This is a genomic window from Peribacillus psychrosaccharolyticus ATCC 23296, from assembly GCF_000305495.1.
Taxonomy (GTDB): domain Bacteria; phylum Bacillota; class Bacilli; order Bacillales; family DSM-1321; genus Peribacillus; species Peribacillus psychrosaccharolyticus.
On the sequence record NZ_AJTN02000238.1, the window covers coordinates 1 to 19,566 of the forward strand.

Annotated in this window: 15 protein-coding genes, 1 rRNA gene and 1 riboswitch; of the genes, 7 read left to right on the forward strand and 9 right to left on the reverse strand. The window is 38.9% G+C overall.

Going from position 1 to position 19,566, the window contains the following annotated elements:
* Positions 1–193 (reverse strand): 16S ribosomal RNA (locus WYK_RS19280); the annotation flags it as partial.
* 265 nt (positions 194–458) lie between these two features.
* A complete protein-coding gene (locus WYK_RS19285; protein WP_040376081.1) occupies positions 459–1,319 on the reverse strand; it encodes a nucleotidyltransferase-like protein in 861 nt (286 codons plus the stop codon).
* Positions 1,320–1,475: 156 nt separating this feature from the next.
* Between WYK_RS19285 and WYK_RS19290 the strand changes: the two genes are divergently transcribed.
* Entirely contained in the window at positions 1,476–1,832 is a 357-nt protein-coding gene (locus tag WYK_RS19290) for a YgzB family protein (RefSeq protein WP_040376082.1), read from the forward strand.
* Between the two features lie 41 nt (positions 1,833–1,873).
* Here the strand turns inward: WYK_RS19290 and perR are convergent, their stop codons facing one another.
* The 5 genes from perR to WYK_RS19315 all read right to left on the reverse strand — a co-directional run bounded on the left by perR (position 1,874) and on the right by WYK_RS19315 (position 5,696).
* A complete protein-coding gene (gene perR / locus WYK_RS19295; protein ID WP_040376083.1) occupies positions 1,874–2,320 on the reverse strand; it encodes a peroxide-responsive transcriptional repressor PerR in 447 nt (148 codons plus the stop codon).
* A gap of 183 nt (positions 2,321–2,503) precedes the next feature.
* Positions 2,504–3,454: a D-2-hydroxyacid dehydrogenase gene (locus tag WYK_RS19300; protein WP_040376084.1), complete on the reverse strand. Its 951-nt coding sequence runs from the start codon at positions 3,452–3,454 to the stop codon at positions 2,504–2,506.
* Between the two features lie 172 nt (positions 3,455–3,626).
* Entirely contained in the window at positions 3,627–4,736 is a 1,110-nt protein-coding gene (locus WYK_RS19305) for an aminopeptidase (RefSeq protein ID WP_040376085.1), read from the reverse strand.
* A gap of 12 nt (positions 4,737–4,748) precedes the next feature.
* Positions 4,749–5,216 (reverse strand): thioredoxin-dependent thiol peroxidase, encoded by a 468-nt coding sequence (gene bcp, locus WYK_RS19310; protein WP_040376086.1) that lies wholly within the window; start codon positions 5,214–5,216, stop codon positions 4,749–4,751.
* A gap of 60 nt (positions 5,217–5,276) precedes the next feature.
* Positions 5,277–5,696 (reverse strand): potassium channel family protein, encoded by a 420-nt coding sequence (locus WYK_RS19315; protein ID WP_040376087.1) that lies wholly within the window; start codon positions 5,694–5,696, stop codon positions 5,277–5,279.
* 185 nt (positions 5,697–5,881) lie between these two features.
* A riboswitch (cobalamin riboswitch) is annotated at positions 5,882–6,031 on the forward strand.
* Between the two features lie 162 nt (positions 6,032–6,193).
* Here WYK_RS19315 and metE point away from each other — a divergent pair.
* The 6 genes from metE (at position 6,194) to WYK_RS19345 (ending at position 16,919) form a co-directional block, all read left to right on the forward strand.
* On the forward strand, positions 6,194–8,485 hold the full coding sequence (gene metE / locus WYK_RS19320) for a 5-methyltetrahydropteroyltriglutamate--homocysteine S-methyltransferase (RefSeq protein WP_040376088.1): 2,292 nt from the start codon (positions 6,194–6,196) through the stop codon (positions 8,483–8,485).
* Complete coding sequence (locus WYK_RS19325) at positions 8,482–8,961, forward strand: acyl-CoA thioesterase (RefSeq protein ID WP_040376089.1); 480 nt, start codon at positions 8,482–8,484, stop codon at positions 8,959–8,961. The genes metE and WYK_RS19325 overlap by 4 nt, the downstream gene beginning before the upstream one ends.
* A gap of 163 nt (positions 8,962–9,124) precedes the next feature.
* Positions 9,125–9,451 carry a hypothetical protein gene (locus WYK_RS19330; RefSeq protein ID WP_040376090.1) on the forward strand — a complete coding sequence of 109 codons (327 nt, stop codon included), beginning with the start codon at positions 9,125–9,127 and terminating at the stop codon, positions 9,449–9,451.
* Between the two features lie 79 nt (positions 9,452–9,530).
* Complete coding sequence (locus WYK_RS19335) at positions 9,531–10,838, forward strand: glutamate-1-semialdehyde 2,1-aminomutase (RefSeq protein WP_040376091.1); 1,308 nt, start codon at positions 9,531–9,533, stop codon at positions 10,836–10,838.
* A gap of 318 nt (positions 10,839–11,156) precedes the next feature.
* Positions 11,157–15,623 carry a glutamate synthase-related protein gene (locus tag WYK_RS19340; protein WP_040376092.1) on the forward strand — a complete coding sequence of 1,489 codons (4,467 nt, stop codon included), beginning with the start codon at positions 11,157–11,159 and terminating at the stop codon, positions 15,621–15,623.
* Positions 15,624–15,839: 216 nt separating this feature from the next.
* On the forward strand, positions 15,840–16,919 hold the full coding sequence (locus WYK_RS19345) for an FUSC family protein (protein ID WP_040376093.1): 1,080 nt from the start codon (positions 15,840–15,842) through the stop codon (positions 16,917–16,919).
* A gap of 42 nt (positions 16,920–16,961) precedes the next feature.
* On the opposite strand, the gene WYK_RS19350 is transcribed toward WYK_RS19345, so the two are convergent.
* Positions 16,962–18,710: an ABC transporter ATP-binding protein gene (locus WYK_RS19350; protein WP_040376094.1), complete on the reverse strand. Its 1,749-nt coding sequence runs from the start codon at positions 18,708–18,710 to the stop codon at positions 16,962–16,964.
* Positions 18,711–18,785: 75 nt separating this feature from the next.
* Positions 18,786–19,313: a nucleoside tri-diphosphate phosphatase gene (ntdP, locus tag WYK_RS19355; RefSeq protein WP_040376095.1), complete on the reverse strand. Its 528-nt coding sequence runs from the start codon at positions 19,311–19,313 to the stop codon at positions 18,786–18,788.
* Positions 19,314–19,566: the final 253 nt, after the last annotated feature.

Here is a 19,566-nt window from a genome sequence, read left to right on the forward strand (position 1 = left end):
CCCATGCGAGAGAAGAACATATCCGGTATTAGCTCCGGTTTCCCGAAGTTATCCCAGTCTTATAGGCAGGTTGCCCACGTGTTACTCACCCGTCCGCCGCTAATTGTTGAGTAAACTCAACAATTCGCTCGACTTGCATGTATTAGGCACGCCGCCAGCGTTCATCCTGAGCCAGGATCAAACTCTCCGTAGAATGTTTGACTTGCTCGGTTGTTTTTATAGTGTGTACTCACTTCTTTAAAACGTTGACGCTTTGTTTTGTTCAGTTTTCAAAGAGCAATTTCGTTATCGTTTCTTCCGAAGCGACTTGATTATCATACCATGTTGTCATTTATGTTGTCAACAACTTTTTTGAAGTTTTTTAAAGTTATAATCAGCTGCGAAGCGAATGTCTCGCAGCAACGTTAATAAATATACCATCATTCTTTTTATCGGTCAATAGCTTTTTTAAAATAATTTTATACTCTGTAATACCGGTGATAAATCTCTTGTCCTTTAGTCTCTACCTTTATAACATCGATAACATTCTTCTCTATTAAGTATTCTAACAAAACACTTAGATCAACAGAATAATGAGCAAGTTCCGGATGTTCCATTAATTCAGCAATACTCCAAGGATCTTCTTTTGTACTCATAATTTCTAATAAATGCTGTGAACCTAGATTAGTTCTCGAGTAAATCAGGAACTCACTAGCTAAGAACAATAGCTCTAATCTTTTCTCTAAAGACTCTCCGCTGGTCACCAACTCTTCATATAACTTAAATATCTCAGGCTCTATGTGTTTCACTTGGTTCCAAACGGTCACTTCTGGATAAAATCCCTGCTCGATAATTTCAAGTCTAGCCAAATGATGCAGTGAATGAACAACATGGTTATAAGCATCCAACGCATGGCCGTTTTCGAAGAATGATTTTCCGTCTACATATCTTCTAATAAGCTTTGCAAATTCCATTCCCATTTTAATCTTCCGTCCATAGAAAGGAAACTCACGAATTTCTGTTTTCAAGTTATGTACATATTCGTTTCTATCAAAAAGGATTTTTCCATTTTGAATCCAATCAACCATTTTACGATTCGTTCCAAGCAGCAGCCATTCTTTCAGCTTCTCTTCCTCTACGATATGCATGGATGCTTTTTTGTTTCTATATGTATATTGTTTTAGAAAAACAGGTTCTTCTGCTTCTTTAACTATGACAAATAGAATGTAATCAAAAGAATCCGTACTCGTACTGCTGTCTCTCTTTTCAATTAATAAAATACCTAAGGTAGATTTCGTACTAGCGCGTTCCTGGTAAATCGGACGAAGGATGTCCTCCATAGTTTAATTCCCCCAAAACCGTTAATATAGTTATTCTTTTCGACAGTTTTATTTCAAACTCCTGCTTATACTTACTATTACAGCTTAATTTATAGCCTATCTTTGTTCATATTTGCCATATAGATATGATATAGTTATATCTCAGGAGGGACAACAATGGCTAAATATTCTAGTAAAATAAATAAAATTCGTACTTTTGCCTTAAGTTTGATTTTTATCGGCTTCATTGTGATGTACGGCGGTATATTCTTTAAATCTCATCCAATAGTGATGACTATTTTCATGATACTGGGACTACTGTTCATAGTTGCAAGTACAGTTGTTTACTTTTGGATCGGTATGCTGTCCACCAGGTCGGTACAAGTAATCTGCCCGAATTGCGGCAAACCAACAAAAATTCTTGGTCGTGTCGATATCTGTATGCATTGTGACGAGTCACTAACACTTGATAAAAATCTCGCAGGTAAAGATTTCGATGAAAAATATAACCGTAAAAAGATAAGTGATAAATAGGATAAATTAAAAAAAGTTCCTCCTGTGAAGGTGGAACTTTTTTAATGCACTTCTTTTGTTCCTGAACACTCAGGGCACTCACCATAAATTTCCATGCGATGATGACTGACATTAAAGCCAGTTACTTGAGAAGCAAAGTGTTCCACTTCATCCAAACCTGGATAGTGGAAGTCAACAATCTTCCCGCATTCTTGGCAAATAACATGATAATGATTAGTAGTGACAAAATCAAAACGTGCAGATGAATCACCATAAGTTAGTTCTTTTACTAAGCCGATTTCACGAAATACTCGTAAGTTATTATAAACAGTTGCCACGCTCATGTTGGGAAACGTACCTTCCAATGCCTTATAAATATCATCAGCTGTTGGATGCGACATGGAGTTAATTAAATACTCAAGTATCGCATGACGTTGAGGAGTGATTCTAACTCCAGTATCTTTTAATGAATGCAAGGCTTCCTTTAACATATCTTCGGACACCGTCATGCACCTCTTTTTCTCTTTAAGTATAAATTCTTAAATTATAATCTTTATAAATAGTGTAATGGGAAAACCATGTATTTGTCAATGTTTCACCTATCTAGATAGGTGAAATTAGTCTTATAATCTCACCATTATCCTTATATATGGATTTTTCCCCATTCCTTGAAAAACTACAAGAACTAAACGTTAATATCCTTTTAATGGGTCAACCTCGTTTTTGAATTCAATTTTTCCCTCTAAGTAATTGGTCAAATTTTCTTTAAAAATCCCTAAAGCCCTTGGCAAATATTCCGTTGTGCGGCTAGAAATATGCGGAGTAACCGTTATATTCTCCATTGTCCAATACACATGTGATTGATTTAGCGGTTCAGGTTCAAATACATCTAGAATAGCGTGTGCTAATTCTCCATTGTTCAGGGCTTCCACTAAAATTTTTTCATCAAAAAGGTCTCCTCGGCCAATATTAATAAAAACGCTGGTATTCTTCATTGCCTGAAACTGTTTTTTTGTAAACAGTCCTTTTGTTTCAGTCGTACTTGGGAGAACAGAAACTACATAATCAGATTGTTCGAGCGCTTCATTTAGATTATCTAATTGATAAAGTGTGTCGATATTGTTTACCGAATTGCCGCTTCTATTTACTCCTAATGTTCTCATTCCAAATGCTTTCGATAACCGTGCAATTTCGCCTCCAATTGACCCAGCACCCATAATCAAAATCGTTTTATTATGCAATTCTCCCATTTCTAGTTCTCGATCCCATTTTTGATTCTGCTTATTAAGCATGATGTTCTTAATCTTTTTTTCATATTGAAGGATCATACCTAGTGTATATTCCGCCATTGGGATTTTATGAATTCCCTTTGCATTTGTTATCATAATCTCACGTGCAGCAATTGCCTTCAGTGGCATCTTTTCAAGACCTGCAGAGATCACCATAATCCATTTTAAAGAAAGTGCCTTCTCAATATGTTTTTCTGTGAGGTCTTCCCCGTACGTAATCAAGATATCTGCTTTCTTTAGTAGTTCATCTTCCGTATCTATACCATCTTGATAATAAAACGTAAGTTCTTGATACATTTCGTGTAGGTCTGTTTGTAAAGCTTCAGGTAGAATGAGGGTTGTAAGTACTATCATTCGTGTATCCTCCGTATCAATGTCATGGTTTGTAGGGATTACAGTTTAATAAAAAAAACGCGGCAATGAATCACCGCGTAAGCTAGTTTTGAGGAGGTATTCCTATACTTAAGCATATTCACTTTCAAGACAATTGGTTGGACAAAAGCCTTAACCCTAGAAAAATAGGCCCTTAGATTAACTGGTCGGGGTTTAAGCCTTTTAGTTCTGGAAGGACAAATAATCCATCTTTCCTAATCAATACGTCATCAAAATAAATCTCACCGCCGCCATATTCTTTACGTTGAATTAGGACCATATCCCAATGAACAGACGAGCGATTCCCATTGTCCGCTTCTTCATAAGCTTCACCAGGTGTAAAGTGAAGACTGCCGCATATTTTTTCATCAAAAAGGATATCGCCCATTGGTTCAGTAATTAACGGGTTAACTCCAAGTGCAAATTCACCAATATAGCGTGCTCCAGAATCCGTATCGAAAATTTCATTCATTTTTTCGAGTTGATCTGAAACAGCTTTCACGAGTTTCCCATCTTTAAAAGTAAGTGACACATTGTTAAATGTGGTTCCTTGATAAGGACATGGTGTATTAAACCTAATAACACCATTAACACTGTTTTTAATCGGGGCCGTAAACACTTCGCCGTCCGGAACGTTATTTTCTCCAGAACAGACCACTGCCGGGATTCCCTTAATTGAAAACTGGATATCTGTTTCAGGAGCTACAAGCCGAACTTTATCTGTACGCTCCATTAGTTCCTTCAGCGGCTGCATAGCTTGGTTCATTTTTTGATAATCAACCGAACTGACATCTAGTAAATAGTCTTCGAACCGGCTGAAGCTCATTCCCGCTTTTTGCGCTAGACCACGAGTTGGATAATTAAGAAGAACCCAACGACGGTTATTTACGTAGAAAAAGGTCGATTCCTTCATTGCCTGGCCGCGGAGCCTATGCTTATCCATAGGCACTTCAGCCATTTCAGCATCATTTTCCTCACCATAAGCAATAATAACGGCGTCAATATCATCGTATTTTTGCATATTCCATTTCGCTGCTGTCTCTAATTGTTCCTTTTCATAGCCCAGTGCCAAATGCTTATCAAGTTCGTCATCCAGTATTTCTATATACGGATAAGCCCCTAGTTGGTATGCCTCATCTATGAGTTCCTTCATAAGCGGCTTGGCGTTATAATGGCCGCGGATTAAGACCCTCTCTTTTGGTTTTAACTTGACTGAATGATGAATTAACATTTTTGCTAAGTTAACAAGCCTAGTATCTCTCATAATACCCTCCGCTTACTGCTCTTTCCTCAAATATTCCAAAGCTTCTTCAACATGGCCTTGGACTTTCACCTTACGCCATTCCTTTACGAGGTTTCCTTCTTTATTAATTAAAAATGTTGAACGTTCAATTCCCATATATTCCTTACCAAAATTCTTTTTTAATTTCCACACATCATATTGTTCAGCCGCTTCATGATCTTCATCTGCAAGTAATAAAAACGGCAGGCCATGCTTTTCAATGAATTTCTCATGCCGGGAAATAGGATCTGGGCTGATACCTAAGATCACAGCATTTAATTCTTCAAACTTTTCATGCTGATCACGAAAATCACATGCTTCCGTTGTACATCCAGGTGTCATATCCTTTGGATAAAAATAGAGGATAATATTTTTCCCTTTAAAATCAGTTAACGATACTTCTTGTCCATTATTAGCGCGCAATGTAAATTCAGGAGCTTTCTCCCCAATTTGTAAACTCATCATACATCCTCCTCTTTCTTCTAGGTAAAGATTACCGAATTCATTAGATAAAAACAACTATCAGAGGTCTTTCCGATTCTTTTCCTCGTAATCAATGACTGTACGAATAACAAATGCGACTGGAAGTGTATATCCAATAAATGCCTGAATGGTAGCAATCATTCTTCCTATCCCAATAGGGCTGATATCACCATAACCTACAGAAAACATGGTCATCGCACTGAAATAAAAGGATGTTTCCATCTGTTGAAAGAAATCACCTGTCACACGATTGCCCCCATCTAGAATCACCATATGATTTCTCAATTCAAATAATAGATAAATCATTGCAAAGCCAATTAAGATAGTGGTATATAGATTCGTAGCCCATGCAAAGGTTTCTAGAGATAACCTTTTTTTATATGTGGAAGATAAGAACAAAGTACGGACGCTCATAATCATACAAAGAATAATAGCAGTCATTAATAAATAAAAAATCATTTCCTTTCCTCTTTCCCCGTTTTGCCCTATATCTTATGTCTACTACCTATTCATTCTTTATATGAAAGAAAAAATTTCAGCCGTTATTTTTCTCCTATACGACATAAACACCATTCACTCAGAATGGGTTGACCAGTAAAATCATTCATGCTATCATTACTTAAATTTTCAAACTTTTATAACAATTTTATAGTGTGGAAACAGGTTCCTCTGATACTCATATCAAGGATTAAAAGGGAAGTCCGGTAAAAAATCCGGCACGGTCCCGCCACTGTAATTGGAAATTAACTAATATTTCCTTAAGTCAGGTTACCTGCCTGTTTCGACAACACTGTTTTAACCTACGAAGGATAGGGAGGTGTTAGGTAATGAGAAGACACAGGTATAGCTGCATACCTTTCTTTAGGCATTTCTAACTCTTTCTAAAAGAGTTAGAAATGCCTTTTTGTTTTTCTAAATAAAAGAAGATGATTTCTATAGCATAGGAGGAGAACCATATGAAAAGCTCAAATTTAGGATATCCACGAATCGGAGAAAATCGAGAATGGAAAAAAGCACTGGAGGCCTATTGGGCAGGAAGCTTAACAGAAAGTGACTTTCAAGACAAAATGACCAATATCCGACTAGCTAATCTACAAAAACAAAAAGACCTCGGCATAGAGTGGATACCCGTAAATGACTTCACCCTATATGATCAAATGCTGGATACCGCTGTGATGTTCGGACTTGTCCCTAAAAGATACTCTGACTATACAGGCGGCAAAGTGCCTCTTTCCATTTATTATTCAATGGCTCGGGGTAATCAACATGAAGTGGCAGCCGAGATGACAAAATGGTTCAATACTAACTATCACTATATTGTTCCAGAATTTGAAGACAGTCAGCTTGAACTGCTTGAAAACAAACCACTGGCTGCCTATCGGGAAGCAAAGAAACAGTTAGGTATCGAGGGAAAACCGGTTCTAATAGGTCCTTATACGTTCATTAAGCTGTCCAAGGGCTACAATAAAAAAGACTTCCCGTCCATTATCCTGCGTCTCCTGCCTTTATATAAACAGATTTTACAGGAGCTTGAACAGGAAGGGGTTCAGTGGATACAAATCGATGAACCAATTCTTGTCACCTCTCTTGCTAAAGAAGAAATGAAAACAATCACCTATCTCTATGAACAATTACAACTAGCTGCCCCATCCTTACATATCATGCTGCAAACCTATTTTGATGGTGCCGAGTGGTATGAAGAGCTGATTAAACTCCCTGTTCAAGGGATTGGACTCGATTTTGTCTATGACAATGGACGCAATCTGCAAAGTCTCAAACAGTTCGGTTTTCCAAAAGATAAAATTCTTGGAGTTGGTGTGATAGATGGAGAAAATATTTGGCGGGCTGATTTACCAGCTAAAATCAAGCTGCTTTCAACCATCAGCGGCTTTGTCTCTAAGGATAATCTTTGGATTCAGCCTTCTAGCAGTCTGCTGCATGTTCCAGTTACAACAGATAATGAAACCCTGCTTCCATCAGAAATCAAAAAAGCGATGGCCTTTGCCGATCAAAAATTAGAAGAAATATCGATTCTTACTAAAGGATTAAATGAAGGAATCAATTCTGTCCGTGTTCAGTTGGACGCTCAGCAGTCCGCTTTAACCAAACTTGCAAATTCTGAGACCAGAAATAATCTCGTTGTTCAGAAGCAAGCTGAAGCAGCACAGTCTAGAAGCTATAGCAGGCACCTCCCATTTAAAGAACGTTACCAAAAGCAACAAGAAATTTTCAAGCTGCCTCTTCTTCCTACTACGACAATTGGTAGTTTTCCACAGACAGCCGAAGTCAAGAAAGCTCGAAGTCACTTTAAACGAAATGAATGGACCGCGTCTGAATATGAATCATTCATAAACGAAGAAATCAAAAATTGGATACAGATTCAAGAAGATATTGGGCTAGACGTTTTTGTCCATGGGGAATTCGAGCGAACCGATATGGTTGAATATTTTGGAGAAAGATTGGGTGGCTTTGTCTTTCTAAAAAACGGCTGGGTTCAATCTTACGGTTCTCGTTGTGTGAAGCCGCCAGTTATTTCAGGAGATGTAGACTTTCTAGAACCAATGACGGTTCGTGAAAGTGTTTACGCACAACAATTAACCGATAAACCTGTTAAGGGGATGCTGACTGGCCCTGCTACCATCCTAAACTGGTCGTTTGTCCGTAACGATATTCCGAAAAAGGACGTTTGTTATCAACTAGGCTTAGCTTTACAAAAAGAAGTAATCGCCCTTGAAAGCGCCGGAATAACGATGATCCAAGTTGATGAACCTGCCCTTCGAGAAGGATTACCTCTCAAAGTTAGTGATAGACAAGAATATCTGGATTGGGCCGTATCTTCTTTTCTTATTACAACAGCAACTGTTCAAGATACCACCCAAATCCACACCCATATGTGCTATTGCGATTTTAATAGCTTTATGGATGTTGTTTCTTTACTTGATGCCGATGTTATATCCATTGAAACATCCAGAAGTCACGGTGAACTAGCCTCTGTCTTTGAAGAAAAGACCTATGAAAAAGGAATTGGCTTAGGCGTGTACGATATCCATAGCCCGAGAATACCAAGTGTTGACGAAATGTTCAGGATGATTGAAAAAGGTATACAAGTTCTAGATAAAAATCAATTCTGGGTAAATCCTGACTGCGGTCTTAAAACGAGGGGGATACCAGAAACTATCGGCTCACTTAAAAACATGGTTGAAGCTGCTAGAAAGGTTAGACAGCAGTTTGAAAATGTGACTGTATGATTAAAAATCAAGATATCCAGGCACATGCTATACCCATTCAGCAGTCACGAACGGTTTTAACAGACCTTGTCTTTCCAAATGATACGAATCATCACCATACGATATTTGGGGGTAAAGTAATGGCATACGTAGATAAAATTGCTTGTATTTCTGCTATGCGGCATTGTCGAAAACCGGTCGTCACAGCTTCAAGCGATTCTTTTGATTTTTTAGCTCCTATTAAAACTGGTGAAGCAATCAATTTGGAAGCCTATGTAGTCTGTACACATCGGACGTCAATGGATGTCATTGTGAAGGTTGAACGGGAAAATTTATTAACGGGTGAACGCCAGCTTACTGCAAAGGCAAGACTGACGATGCTCGCGATAGGTGAGGATGGCAAACCAACCCGTGTTCCGGAAGTCATTCCTCATACGGAAGAAGAAAAACAACAATATCAAGAAGCGAATGAACGATACAGACTTCGTCATCATTAAAACAAAACAGGTTCAAGCTAGTTTTCTAGCATGAACCTGTTTTGTTTTGATCCTTGCAGACTCTCCCCCCTTCAGGCTATCTTCTCACCTTGTTTTACAGTAAAATTGGTATACTTACCCGAGACCTATTTATTTTCTGAAAAAGAGAAAGGAGATTCAGAGAATGGAAAAATCCAAATCACTTAAACAAATACTGCTCTCACAAATTGAAGCGATCGCTATGAATGAAGGATACGACTTTTTATATGAAGATGCTGAAAACGAAGTGTTAGGCCAAATCATTGAAAGAGATGATTCTGGCTCCATTATGGACACGCCCTTAAGCTTTCAACTTTCTATTAATGAAGAAAGAGGAAATGGGACCATTATTTATTACCAACCTGAGGGAGAAGTCGCCCGAAAAAAATTCGATCTTGAAAGCACTGAAACAATTATTACCCTCTTAGGGTATGTACAGACTGCATTACTAACTTTTAAAAAGAACAGGTAGCTGATACTATCCCGAGATAAAAGATAGGAATAATGCTATGATAATAGAGTAAATTTTTAGTTTGAGGAGGCATTTTTAAATGAAATTCACAAAATCTGAAGAGCTACATAAAGAAGCACTAGAACATATCGTCGGTGGGGTAAATAGTCCTTCACGGTCATATAAAGCAGTTGGCGGAGGGTCGCCTGTTGCAATGGAACGCGGAGAAGGAGCTTATTTCTGGGATGTTGACGGTAATAAATATATAGATTATCTTGCGGCATATGGCCCTATTATTACGGGTCATGCTCATCCTCACATCACCGAGGCCATTACGAAGGCTGCCCAAACAGGTGTCCTTTACGGAACACCTACTAAGCATGAAGTGAAATTCGCGAAAATGCTCAAGGATGCTATGCCGAATATGGATAAGGTTCGTTTTACCAACTCGGGAACTGAATCAGTTATGACCACCATCCGAGTTGCTCGTGCATATACTGGCCGCGATAAGGTACTTAAATTTGCAGGTTGTTATCACGGTCATTCTGATCTTGTGTTAGTTGCTGCAGGATCTGGTCCAGCTACGCTTGGAACTCCGGATTCTGCTGGTGTTCCAAAAAGCATCGCACAAGAAGTCATAACCGTTCCCTTCAATGACATCGAGCCCTTTAAAGAAGCTCTGGCTAAGTGGGGAAATGAGATTGCCGGCGTTTTAGTCGAACCTATTGTTGGTAACTTTGGAATTGTCGAACCACTCCCAGGTTTCCTAAAAGAAGTGATTGAACTGTCACATGAAGCAGGAGCACTAGTTATTTTCGATGAGGTTATCACCGCTTTCCGCTTCATGTACGGTGGTGCACAAGATTTATTAAATCTAAAACCCGATTTAACAGCACTCGGCAAAATTATCGGCGGAGGTCTTCCTATCGGTGCCTACGGTGGTAAAAAAGAAATTATGGAAACAGTGGCTCCGCTTGGACCTGCTTATCAAGCTGGGACTATGGCCGGTAACCCCGCTTCCATCCTTTCTGGAATAGCTTGTTTAGAAGTTCTTCAACAAGAAGGCCTCTATGAGAACCTTGACCGCCTTGGAGCAATTCTCGAAGAAGGTATCCTGAAATCTGCTAAAGCACACGATATACCGATTACCATTAACAGACTTAAAGGCGCGTTGACTGTGTATTTCACCACAGAAACCGTTATTAATTACGAGCAAGCGGAAAACACCGATGGAGAGATGTTCGCGAAGTTTTTCAAACTGATGCTAAATGAAGGTATCAATTTAGCACCTTCGAAATACGAAGCATGGTTCCTGACTATATCTCACACAGATGAAGATGTCGAACAAACACTGAATGCTGTTGATCGTTCTTTCCAAGAGCTTTCGAACCAACGTAAAAACGCATAAAAATACATTCATTATTCATTCCCAGAAGAAATATTCTTCTGGGTTTTTTTATTATTTCTTATTAATTACCTCTTAATATCATCTATTTTTCACTTACCATCCCTCTCTAAAATGCTGTATATTCAAATTGATTTCTGAATATTTAAATGATATTATGATGGTATTATTCTCATTTTTTGTAAATAATCCCTAGATCAAACGCTGACTCCACTAATTACTTTTTTATGCTTATAAACGTACTCTATTTAAGAACTTGTTACGTAACTTAGGAGGTGAAAGGCAGCAATAAGGATCAATCCTTATAAAACGCCGAATACTATGAGCCAACCATGGAGTCCAAACCATTTTAAAGAGTTCTACCGTGAAGAGCATGATGCCTGCGGAATAATCGCGAGTATTGAAAAAAAGAAAATACCTTCGAATAAAAATATCTTTACTTGTATTGATGCATTAGTGAAAATGAACCATCGTACAGGCTTCATCAATGGCGAGGGTGATGGTGCTGGAATCCATATGGACATTCCTAAGACACTGTGGAAGAAAAAACTCGAAGATCATCAAATAGACAACAGCTCTGTAGACACTGATGGCTTTATAGTTGGTCATTTTTTTCTAAGCAGAAAAGTAACTATATCTGATGTATTAATAGAAATTCGGACGAAATTACAGGAAAAAGGCCTAACCATCCTATTTGAAAGTGACCAATCTTATAATTCAAGTGCGCTCGGCCCCATCGCAATTCAAGAAGACCCAATTTTCTGGCAGATTTGTTGTACATCTGAATTATCACAGCAAGAATTAACCAATGCCCTTTTTGAATTAACGACTTCGATTGAAAATCATTATGTCCACGTTGCTTCATTAAGTCAATTTCATGTGGTGTACAAAGTTATGGGCGCCGCTGATATCCTGCCGAATTATTTTACTGACCTGGCAGATCCTTTAGCTGCCTCTACCATGACGCTTGGCCACAACCGTTACTCTACTAATACGCTTTCTAGTTTTTTCCGTGTTCAGCCATTTAGTGTCCTAGGACATAATGGTGAAATTAACACGATTGCTAAACTGCGTGATGAAGCGAAGATGATTGGAGTCCCTATCGACAAGGAAGGCAGTGACTCTCAAGATTTGAATCGGACCATTGAAACATTTATATGTCGTCATGGGTATTCATTATTTGAAGCAATCGACATCGTATTCCCTCCAATCCTTAATGAAATAAAGGTTTATGAGGAACATCTTCAGAACCTATATACCTATCTCAGGGAAGCTTGGGGACATTTTGCTCAAGGTCCAGCCGGTATCATTTCCCGCTTTGGTGATGAAGCTGTATTTTCTGTCGATTCACTCGGCCTGCGCCCGCTTTGGAACATTGAAACGGAAACTTCTTATCTCTTTTCTTCTGAACCTGGAATTATTTCAAACTCTGAATATACTGGTGAGCCAAAACCCATTGGTCCAGGTGAAAAAATCGGTTTGAAATGGGCAGGAGATACGATCAAAGTTTTTGATTACAAAAAATATCAAGAAGAAGTTTATGCTCGGTTCTCAAGCAGACTCCAGCTGAAATCTGACCGTGTCCGTTTACAGCCTCCAGCATTCAAAGATACAACGAATGCAAAGTCATCAGAACCACTCCATAATGGACAATACAAAGCATTTGGCTGGGAAAGAGACCATATTCAATTTGTTGAACAAATGGCTGAAAAAGGTGCAGAGCCTATTCGATCATTAGGTCATGATGCTCCTCTTGCAGCCTTAAATCCCCAGCGTAAAAATATTGCCGACTACATTAAGGAAAGTGTTGCAGTCGTCACCAATCCAGCCATTGACCGTGATCGGGAAACAGAGCATTTTTCGACAAGAACGATTATTGGTAAACGTCCAGCTTTATTTGAAGCTGAACAAGCAGGTAACGTACTCGAGCTATTGAGTCCCGTTTTAATTGAAGGAAAACTTGGATTAGACTGTGCAGCCGAACTTACACAGCCAAGTTATGATCAATTAGTGGAGCATTACGTTGATCAACAGCTTGCTCATATCCTGTCTGCAGTATTTACTGAGGATGAAACAATTCCCGAAGCACTTAAACGGATAACAGACGAAGCGATTCAAGCAGTCGACAATGGAAAAACACTGCTGATTTTAGATGATGCACAAGCCCATCAAAATGGGAACCTATGGCTGGATCCGCATCTCGTTACATCCGCTGTCGATCTCGCATTAGTTAACTCTGAAAAACGCCGGAATTGTTCTCTGCTTCTTCGATCTGCATCCATCCGGACTTTACACGATTTAATTATTGCTTGTGGACTTGGGGCAAATCTTATTAGTCCCTACTATATGTTCCGATCTTTATCACATGAAACACTCGTACCAACCATTAACCTCTACAGGGCATTGTCAAAAGGACTTGAAAAAGTCATATCTACAATTGGTATTCATGAATTACGAGGTTATGGTCGCTTATTCTCCAGCATCGGACTACACGAGGAAGTGTCCAGTCATTTAAATATCGTTAATTTCTTTGGGGCAGACAACCTCAAGCATAATTTTGCTGCCATGAAGGATGACTCAAAACAACGTGCAATAGATTATGAGAATGAGAAAGAACGAGTTGGTAAAACCTTTCATTTATTTCCAAGGATTTGGAAGGCAATTGGTGAGGTAGCATCTACTGGTGATTATTCGGCCTACCGTGAAAAAATCAGTGAACAGGAAGAAAGTAATCCAACGACAATTAGGCATCTGACTTCTTTAAAGCTTGCTGAAACACCGCTCAATCCTGATGATGTAGATATTTCAATTGGTAATCATGATCTTCCATTTGTCATAGCATCTATGTCATTTGGTTCCCAAAATGAAATTGCTTTTAGATCCTACGCGGAAGCAGCTGAACGTCTGAATATGGTGAGCATGAATGGTGAGGGCGGCGAAATTAAAGATATGCTTGGCAAATACCCGCATACCCGCGGCCAGCAGATTGCTTCAGGCCGATTTGGTGTGAATGCTGAACTATTAAACTCTTCAAATTTACTCGAAATTAAAATAGGCCAAGGCGCTAAGCCAGGAGAAGGCGGCCATTTGCCCGGTTCTAAAGTGACGGCCAAAATTGCCGAAGCCAGGAACGCAACAATTGGTTCTGATTTAATTTCACCATCTAATAATCATGATATCTATTCTATTGAAGATTTAGCTCAAATGATTCATGAATTGAAAACCGGCAATGATAAAGCAAGAGTTGCCGTTAAAGTTCCCGTCGTGCCGAATATTGGTACGATTGCAGTTGGAATTGCAAAAGCTGGGGCAGACATTATTACCCTTTCCGGCTTTGATGGCGGTACAGGAGCGGCACGAATTCACGCACTCCAACATGTCGGCCTTCCAGTTGAAATTGGGGTGAAAGCTGCCCATAACGCTTTACTCGAAGCTGGCATTCGTCAAAATGTCGAGATTTGGGCAGACGGAGGATTAAAAAGCTCGCTTGATGTATTAAAGGTCATGCTGCTGGGTGCAAACCGCGTAGGATTTGGAACGCTCTCCATGATTGCTGTCGGCTGTACAACATGCAGAGGCTGCCATCTTGATACATGTCATGTCGGTATTGCTACCCAAATTGAAACAGAAGCACAAGCAAAAGAGCATGGCCTTCGCCGTTTTGTCCCGCGTAAATATGATTTAGCTGTTCAAGGACTGACCAATCTCTTCACTGCTTTTGGAAAAGAACTTCAAGTATTAACAGCAGCTTTAGGGGTAAAGAATCTCCAAGATATTGTTGGACGATCAGACTTACTTGAGCAGTCGATTGGAAAAGAACAAATGGACCTGACATTCTTATTGAAAACGCTGGACATCAGTCAATTTGGTCATCGGGATACCAATGCTCTAGTAAATGCAGGAGCCATGCAGGCTGCCGTTGGAGCAGAGTATTTGGATTCCCATGTCGCTGAGCTGAATCAATCTCGAGAATACAGCTCGGTTACCTCGGAACAGCGGGTACTCGGAAGCCGTGTAGCCTGCTATCGTGTCCGAGGACGTCTAGATGGTTCTTATAAACTACTGAAACCAGTAAAGCTATCCTATAAGAATGGCTCCATTCCTGGAAATGGCCTTGGTGCTTATAATACTGAGGGAATCGATATTACGGTAAACGGCGGCGCACAAGATGGAATTGGAAAGACCTCTATTGGAGGGAATATTCATATTTTTAAATCTCCAGGTAAGGACGGTTTATTCTATAATGGCTCAGTAGGTAAAGGGTTTGGCTATGGTGCGCAACATGGTTTACTTGTTGCCCAAGGCGATGCAGATGCACGTGCTGGTATCCGCCTTTCCGGAGCTGATATGATCATCGGCGGACAGTTAAAACGCCCAATCGATGTAATTGAACATGGTAACCTTGCTGTACATGCCAATATTAAAGGTTTTGCATTTGAATATATGACCAATGGCCGTGGACTTGTCCTTGGTGATCCAGGTCCTTGGATTTGTGCCGGTATGACCGGCGGAGTTGTTTACTTAAGACAACAGCCCGATTCAGGCCTTACTCCTGCCGCTCTTCAAAGAAGAATTGCAAATGGGGCTAATGTATCCATTGAGCCCTTATCAACAACCGGTCAAAAGGATATTGCAGAACTACTAGGGAAATATGTGCAATTACTCAAAGAACAAGGCCAGCTAGAAGAAGCTGAATCACTCGAAGGGTTATTGCAAAATCCAGCCCATCATTTCCTTCAAATCGTACCCGTTAAAGAACAAGCAGACCCGTCTGTTTCTACAGAATAAACATAGTAAAGAGCCGGTAAACTCGTATAGAGTTACCGGCTCTCACTCTTTTTTTATTTATCAGAGGAAGTTTTCCTTGTAACCACTATTCAAATGTTTTATATTACTATTTTGTTTACTATTATCAAAAATAGTGTAAAGTACAAAGTATATTAGTAATATGACCCTAAATTCTGTAAAGACGAATAACCATTTACGAAAGGAATTATACATTTTATGAAGCTTGGTGCCCGCATCATTAAAACGGGAGTAGCAATTGTTTTAGCCCTTTACTTAGCAGAGCTGCTAAACCTTCCTTCTCCGGCTTTTGCAGGAATTGCAGCGATCTTTGCAATCCAGCCGACGATTCTTCGTTCGTATCACACCATGATTGAGCAGATTCAAGGAAATATCATCGGTGCCTTAGTAGCTGTTATATTTGTCTTACTATTCGGTAATGATATTTTCATAATTGGATTAGCGGTTATTATCGTCATTACGATTAACCTTCGATTAAAAATGGATAAAACAATTGTACTCTCGATTGTTACTGTTATTGCAATTATGGAAAGCCAGCAAGGTGCATTTCTCACCTTTGCATTCATTCGTTTTTCATCTGTTATGCTGGGAATCTTGTCTTCATTTTTAGTCAACTTAATTTTCATACCGCCTAAATATGAAGCAAAGCTATACACACAGCTTTCTGATGTAACGGAAGATATTATTAAATGGATTCGAATTAGCAGTCGTCATGCCTCTGAACATACACTGTTAAAGAAAGATATCAGCCGAATCAAAGATGAATTATTAAGGCTTGAACAAATCTACTCGATGTACAAGGAAGAGCGAAGCTACCTTAAAAAGCACATCCAGCCTAAATCGCGTAAATTTGTTGTCTATCGGCAAATGATTGTCACAACCAAGAAAGCCTTTGAAACGCTAAAAAGAATCCATAAATTTGAGAATGAAGTAAGTCTCATGCCGGAAGAATTCCAGAGTCAGCTTCAGCATCATGTCGATCGTCTTATTCATAAACATGAGCAGCTTCTTTTAAAGCATATTGGTAAGATCAAGACAACTACTAGCTTTGAAGAATGGAATGGGGATTGTTTTAGCCGCCATGAATTATTAATGGTCTTCTTTGAACAGCAGCAAAAATTAGATCGGGAACACAGAGATATGTTTGCACGAACCGTCCCATTAATTTCTGCCATAAATGAATACGACGAACAGCTTGAACATTTAGAAAAATTGATTCATAGCTTTCAATCGTTTCATAAACAAGAAAACCATATTACCGTTGAAAATGAAGAATAAAAGGAAAAGGCAGCTCCTGAATACAGGGAGCTGCCTTTTTTATTAATTATCAAGCTGTTGTACCTGATACAATCGGTAATAATGACCCTTTTGATTCATCAGTTCATTATGACTGCCAATTTCAGCGATTTCTCCGTTATCAATCAATACGATTCTATCTGCATGTGTAATCGTTGATAACCGATGAGCCACAATGAAAGTCGTTCTATCTTTAGCTAATATTTCAAGAGCCTCTTGGATTAAATGTTCACTTTCGAGATCGAGAGCCGATGTAGCTTCATCCATAACAAGAAGGGGTGGATTTTTCAAAAATACGCGAGCAATAGCCACCCTTTGCTTTTGACCCCCAGATAGTTTCACACCACGTTCTCCTACTTTTGTTTCGTAGCCATCCGTCAGGTTCATGATAAAGTCATGAGCATTTGCGGCTTTAGCAGCAGCAATCACTTCTTTTTCTGTTGCTTCAGGTTTCCCCATTAAGATATTAGCTCTTACTGAGTCACTGAAAAGAATGTTGTCCTGCATGACCATTCCGATTTTATCACGAAGGCTTCGTACTTTAAAGGAACGGATATCCTGTCCGTCTAATAAAATTCTACCCTTCGTCACATCGTAAAATCTGGGCAGTAAACTAATTAAGGACGATTTACCCCCACCGCTCATACCTACTAACGCGATTGTCTCTCCTTGCTTAACCTCTAATGAAATGTCTTTTAAAACAGGCATTTCATCTGTATCGTATGAAAATACAACATGATCAAACGTTATTTTACCCTCTACTTGCTTCAATTCAGTTGCATTAGGCTCATCGTCAATATCATATTTCTCATCAATAAATTCAAAAACCCTATCCATTGATGCAAGTGTTTGTGTCATTGTTGTTGATGAATTTACCAGCCTGCGCAATGGATTATATAACCGATCAATAAAACCAATAAAGGCAACCATCGTTCCTAGTGTCATTTGTCCCTGTATAACTTGGTAACCAGCGAAGCCGATCACTACAAGAGGAGCGACATCTGTGATTGTATTCACAACAGCAAATGATTTTGCATTCCAGCTTGTATGTTGCATAGCTTTATCAAGAAAGTTTTTATTTTGTTTAGAAAATACCTCTAGCTCATGATCCTCAATTGCAAAGCTTTTAATTACAGGCATCCCTTGCACACGTTCTTGTAAATGACTTTGCAGATCTGCCAGTGCCTGTGATCTTACTCTTGTATATGTTCTTAGCTTACCGAAAAAATGTTTTATCGAGAATGCATAAAAAGGAAGAAGAATTAAGGATACAATCGTCAGTTTTACATCCATTGTAAACATAATAACTACTGCAATAACAATGGTTGCGATATCCAGCCAAAGATTCATCAGACCTGTTATGACAAAGTTCTTCGTTTGTTCAACATCCGTAATCACTCGGGAAATAACTTCTCCCGCTCTAGTATTGGCATAGTATTTAAAGCTTAGCTTTTGAATATGGGTAAATAGCTGATTGCGAATATCAAAAAGAATTTTCGTACCTGTCCATTGTGCAAAGTATTGTCGATAATATTCGATTGGCGGACGAAGCACGACAAAGATAAAGAGCATAATGCCCATTATCCAATATAATTTATCTATTTTCACATTAGAAGACAACTGTTCATTGCCGATAATGTCGTCCACAATATACTTCGTCAACAGAGGAATTAGCAGTGGAATCGCAAATTTCAATAAACCAATCAAGATTGTTCCAGCAATCTGCCATTTATAAGGTTTCACAAATTGTAAATATCTCTTAACGCTGTTCACGATTTTCCTCCGATAATATAATTAGTTCATAAAACATTTAAAAAACCTGTTGTGTCAGCAACAGGCGTTGTTTATTTAACGATAAGTCAAAAATCTCTCATACCATGAATCGATAAATTCCGCCGAAAAAGGACCCTTTCGCTGGCGAATCATATAAATTAAGTAATCTACATTATACTTTAATATTTTATCGATTGCGTCGGGATAATTCATTTCCCTGCGATGTTTTTCATATTCATCCTCATCCAATAAATTAAACGTCATATCTGGAAACACCTTAATATCCAGGTCATAATCGATATATTTTAATGCCTCCGTATCACACGCAAACGGAGAACTAATATTACAATAATAATACACGCCATCTTCTCTCAGCATGCCGATTACGTTAAACCAGAATTGCGAGTGGAAATAACAAATAGCAGGCTCTCTCGTGATCCATGTTCTACCATCTGATTCCGTTACCATTGTCCGATCATTGGCCGCAATAACTAAGTTTTGAGTCCCTTTTAAAACGGTGGTTTCTTCCCAAATTCGGTGGATATGACCGTTGTGTTTATAACTTTGGATTTGGATTCTTCCTCCTTCGGTGGGAATCCCCATAGTCTGCTTTCCCCTTCTTTCTTTCGACATGATACAAATCAATGTCTTAATCATTAATATTTTTGGTATATATTTTTTTCCATTTCCCTATATTCCTTTATTATAGCGATTTATTAATGAATTTAAAACTAAATAGGGTCAGACCCAAGTAAAAAAGTTCCAAAAAACTCCGAAATTCGAATAAAATCGTCAATTTCAACGCTTTCTATTCGGAATTATCTTCTCCTTTTTGTTTTGAGACTGACCAATTTAT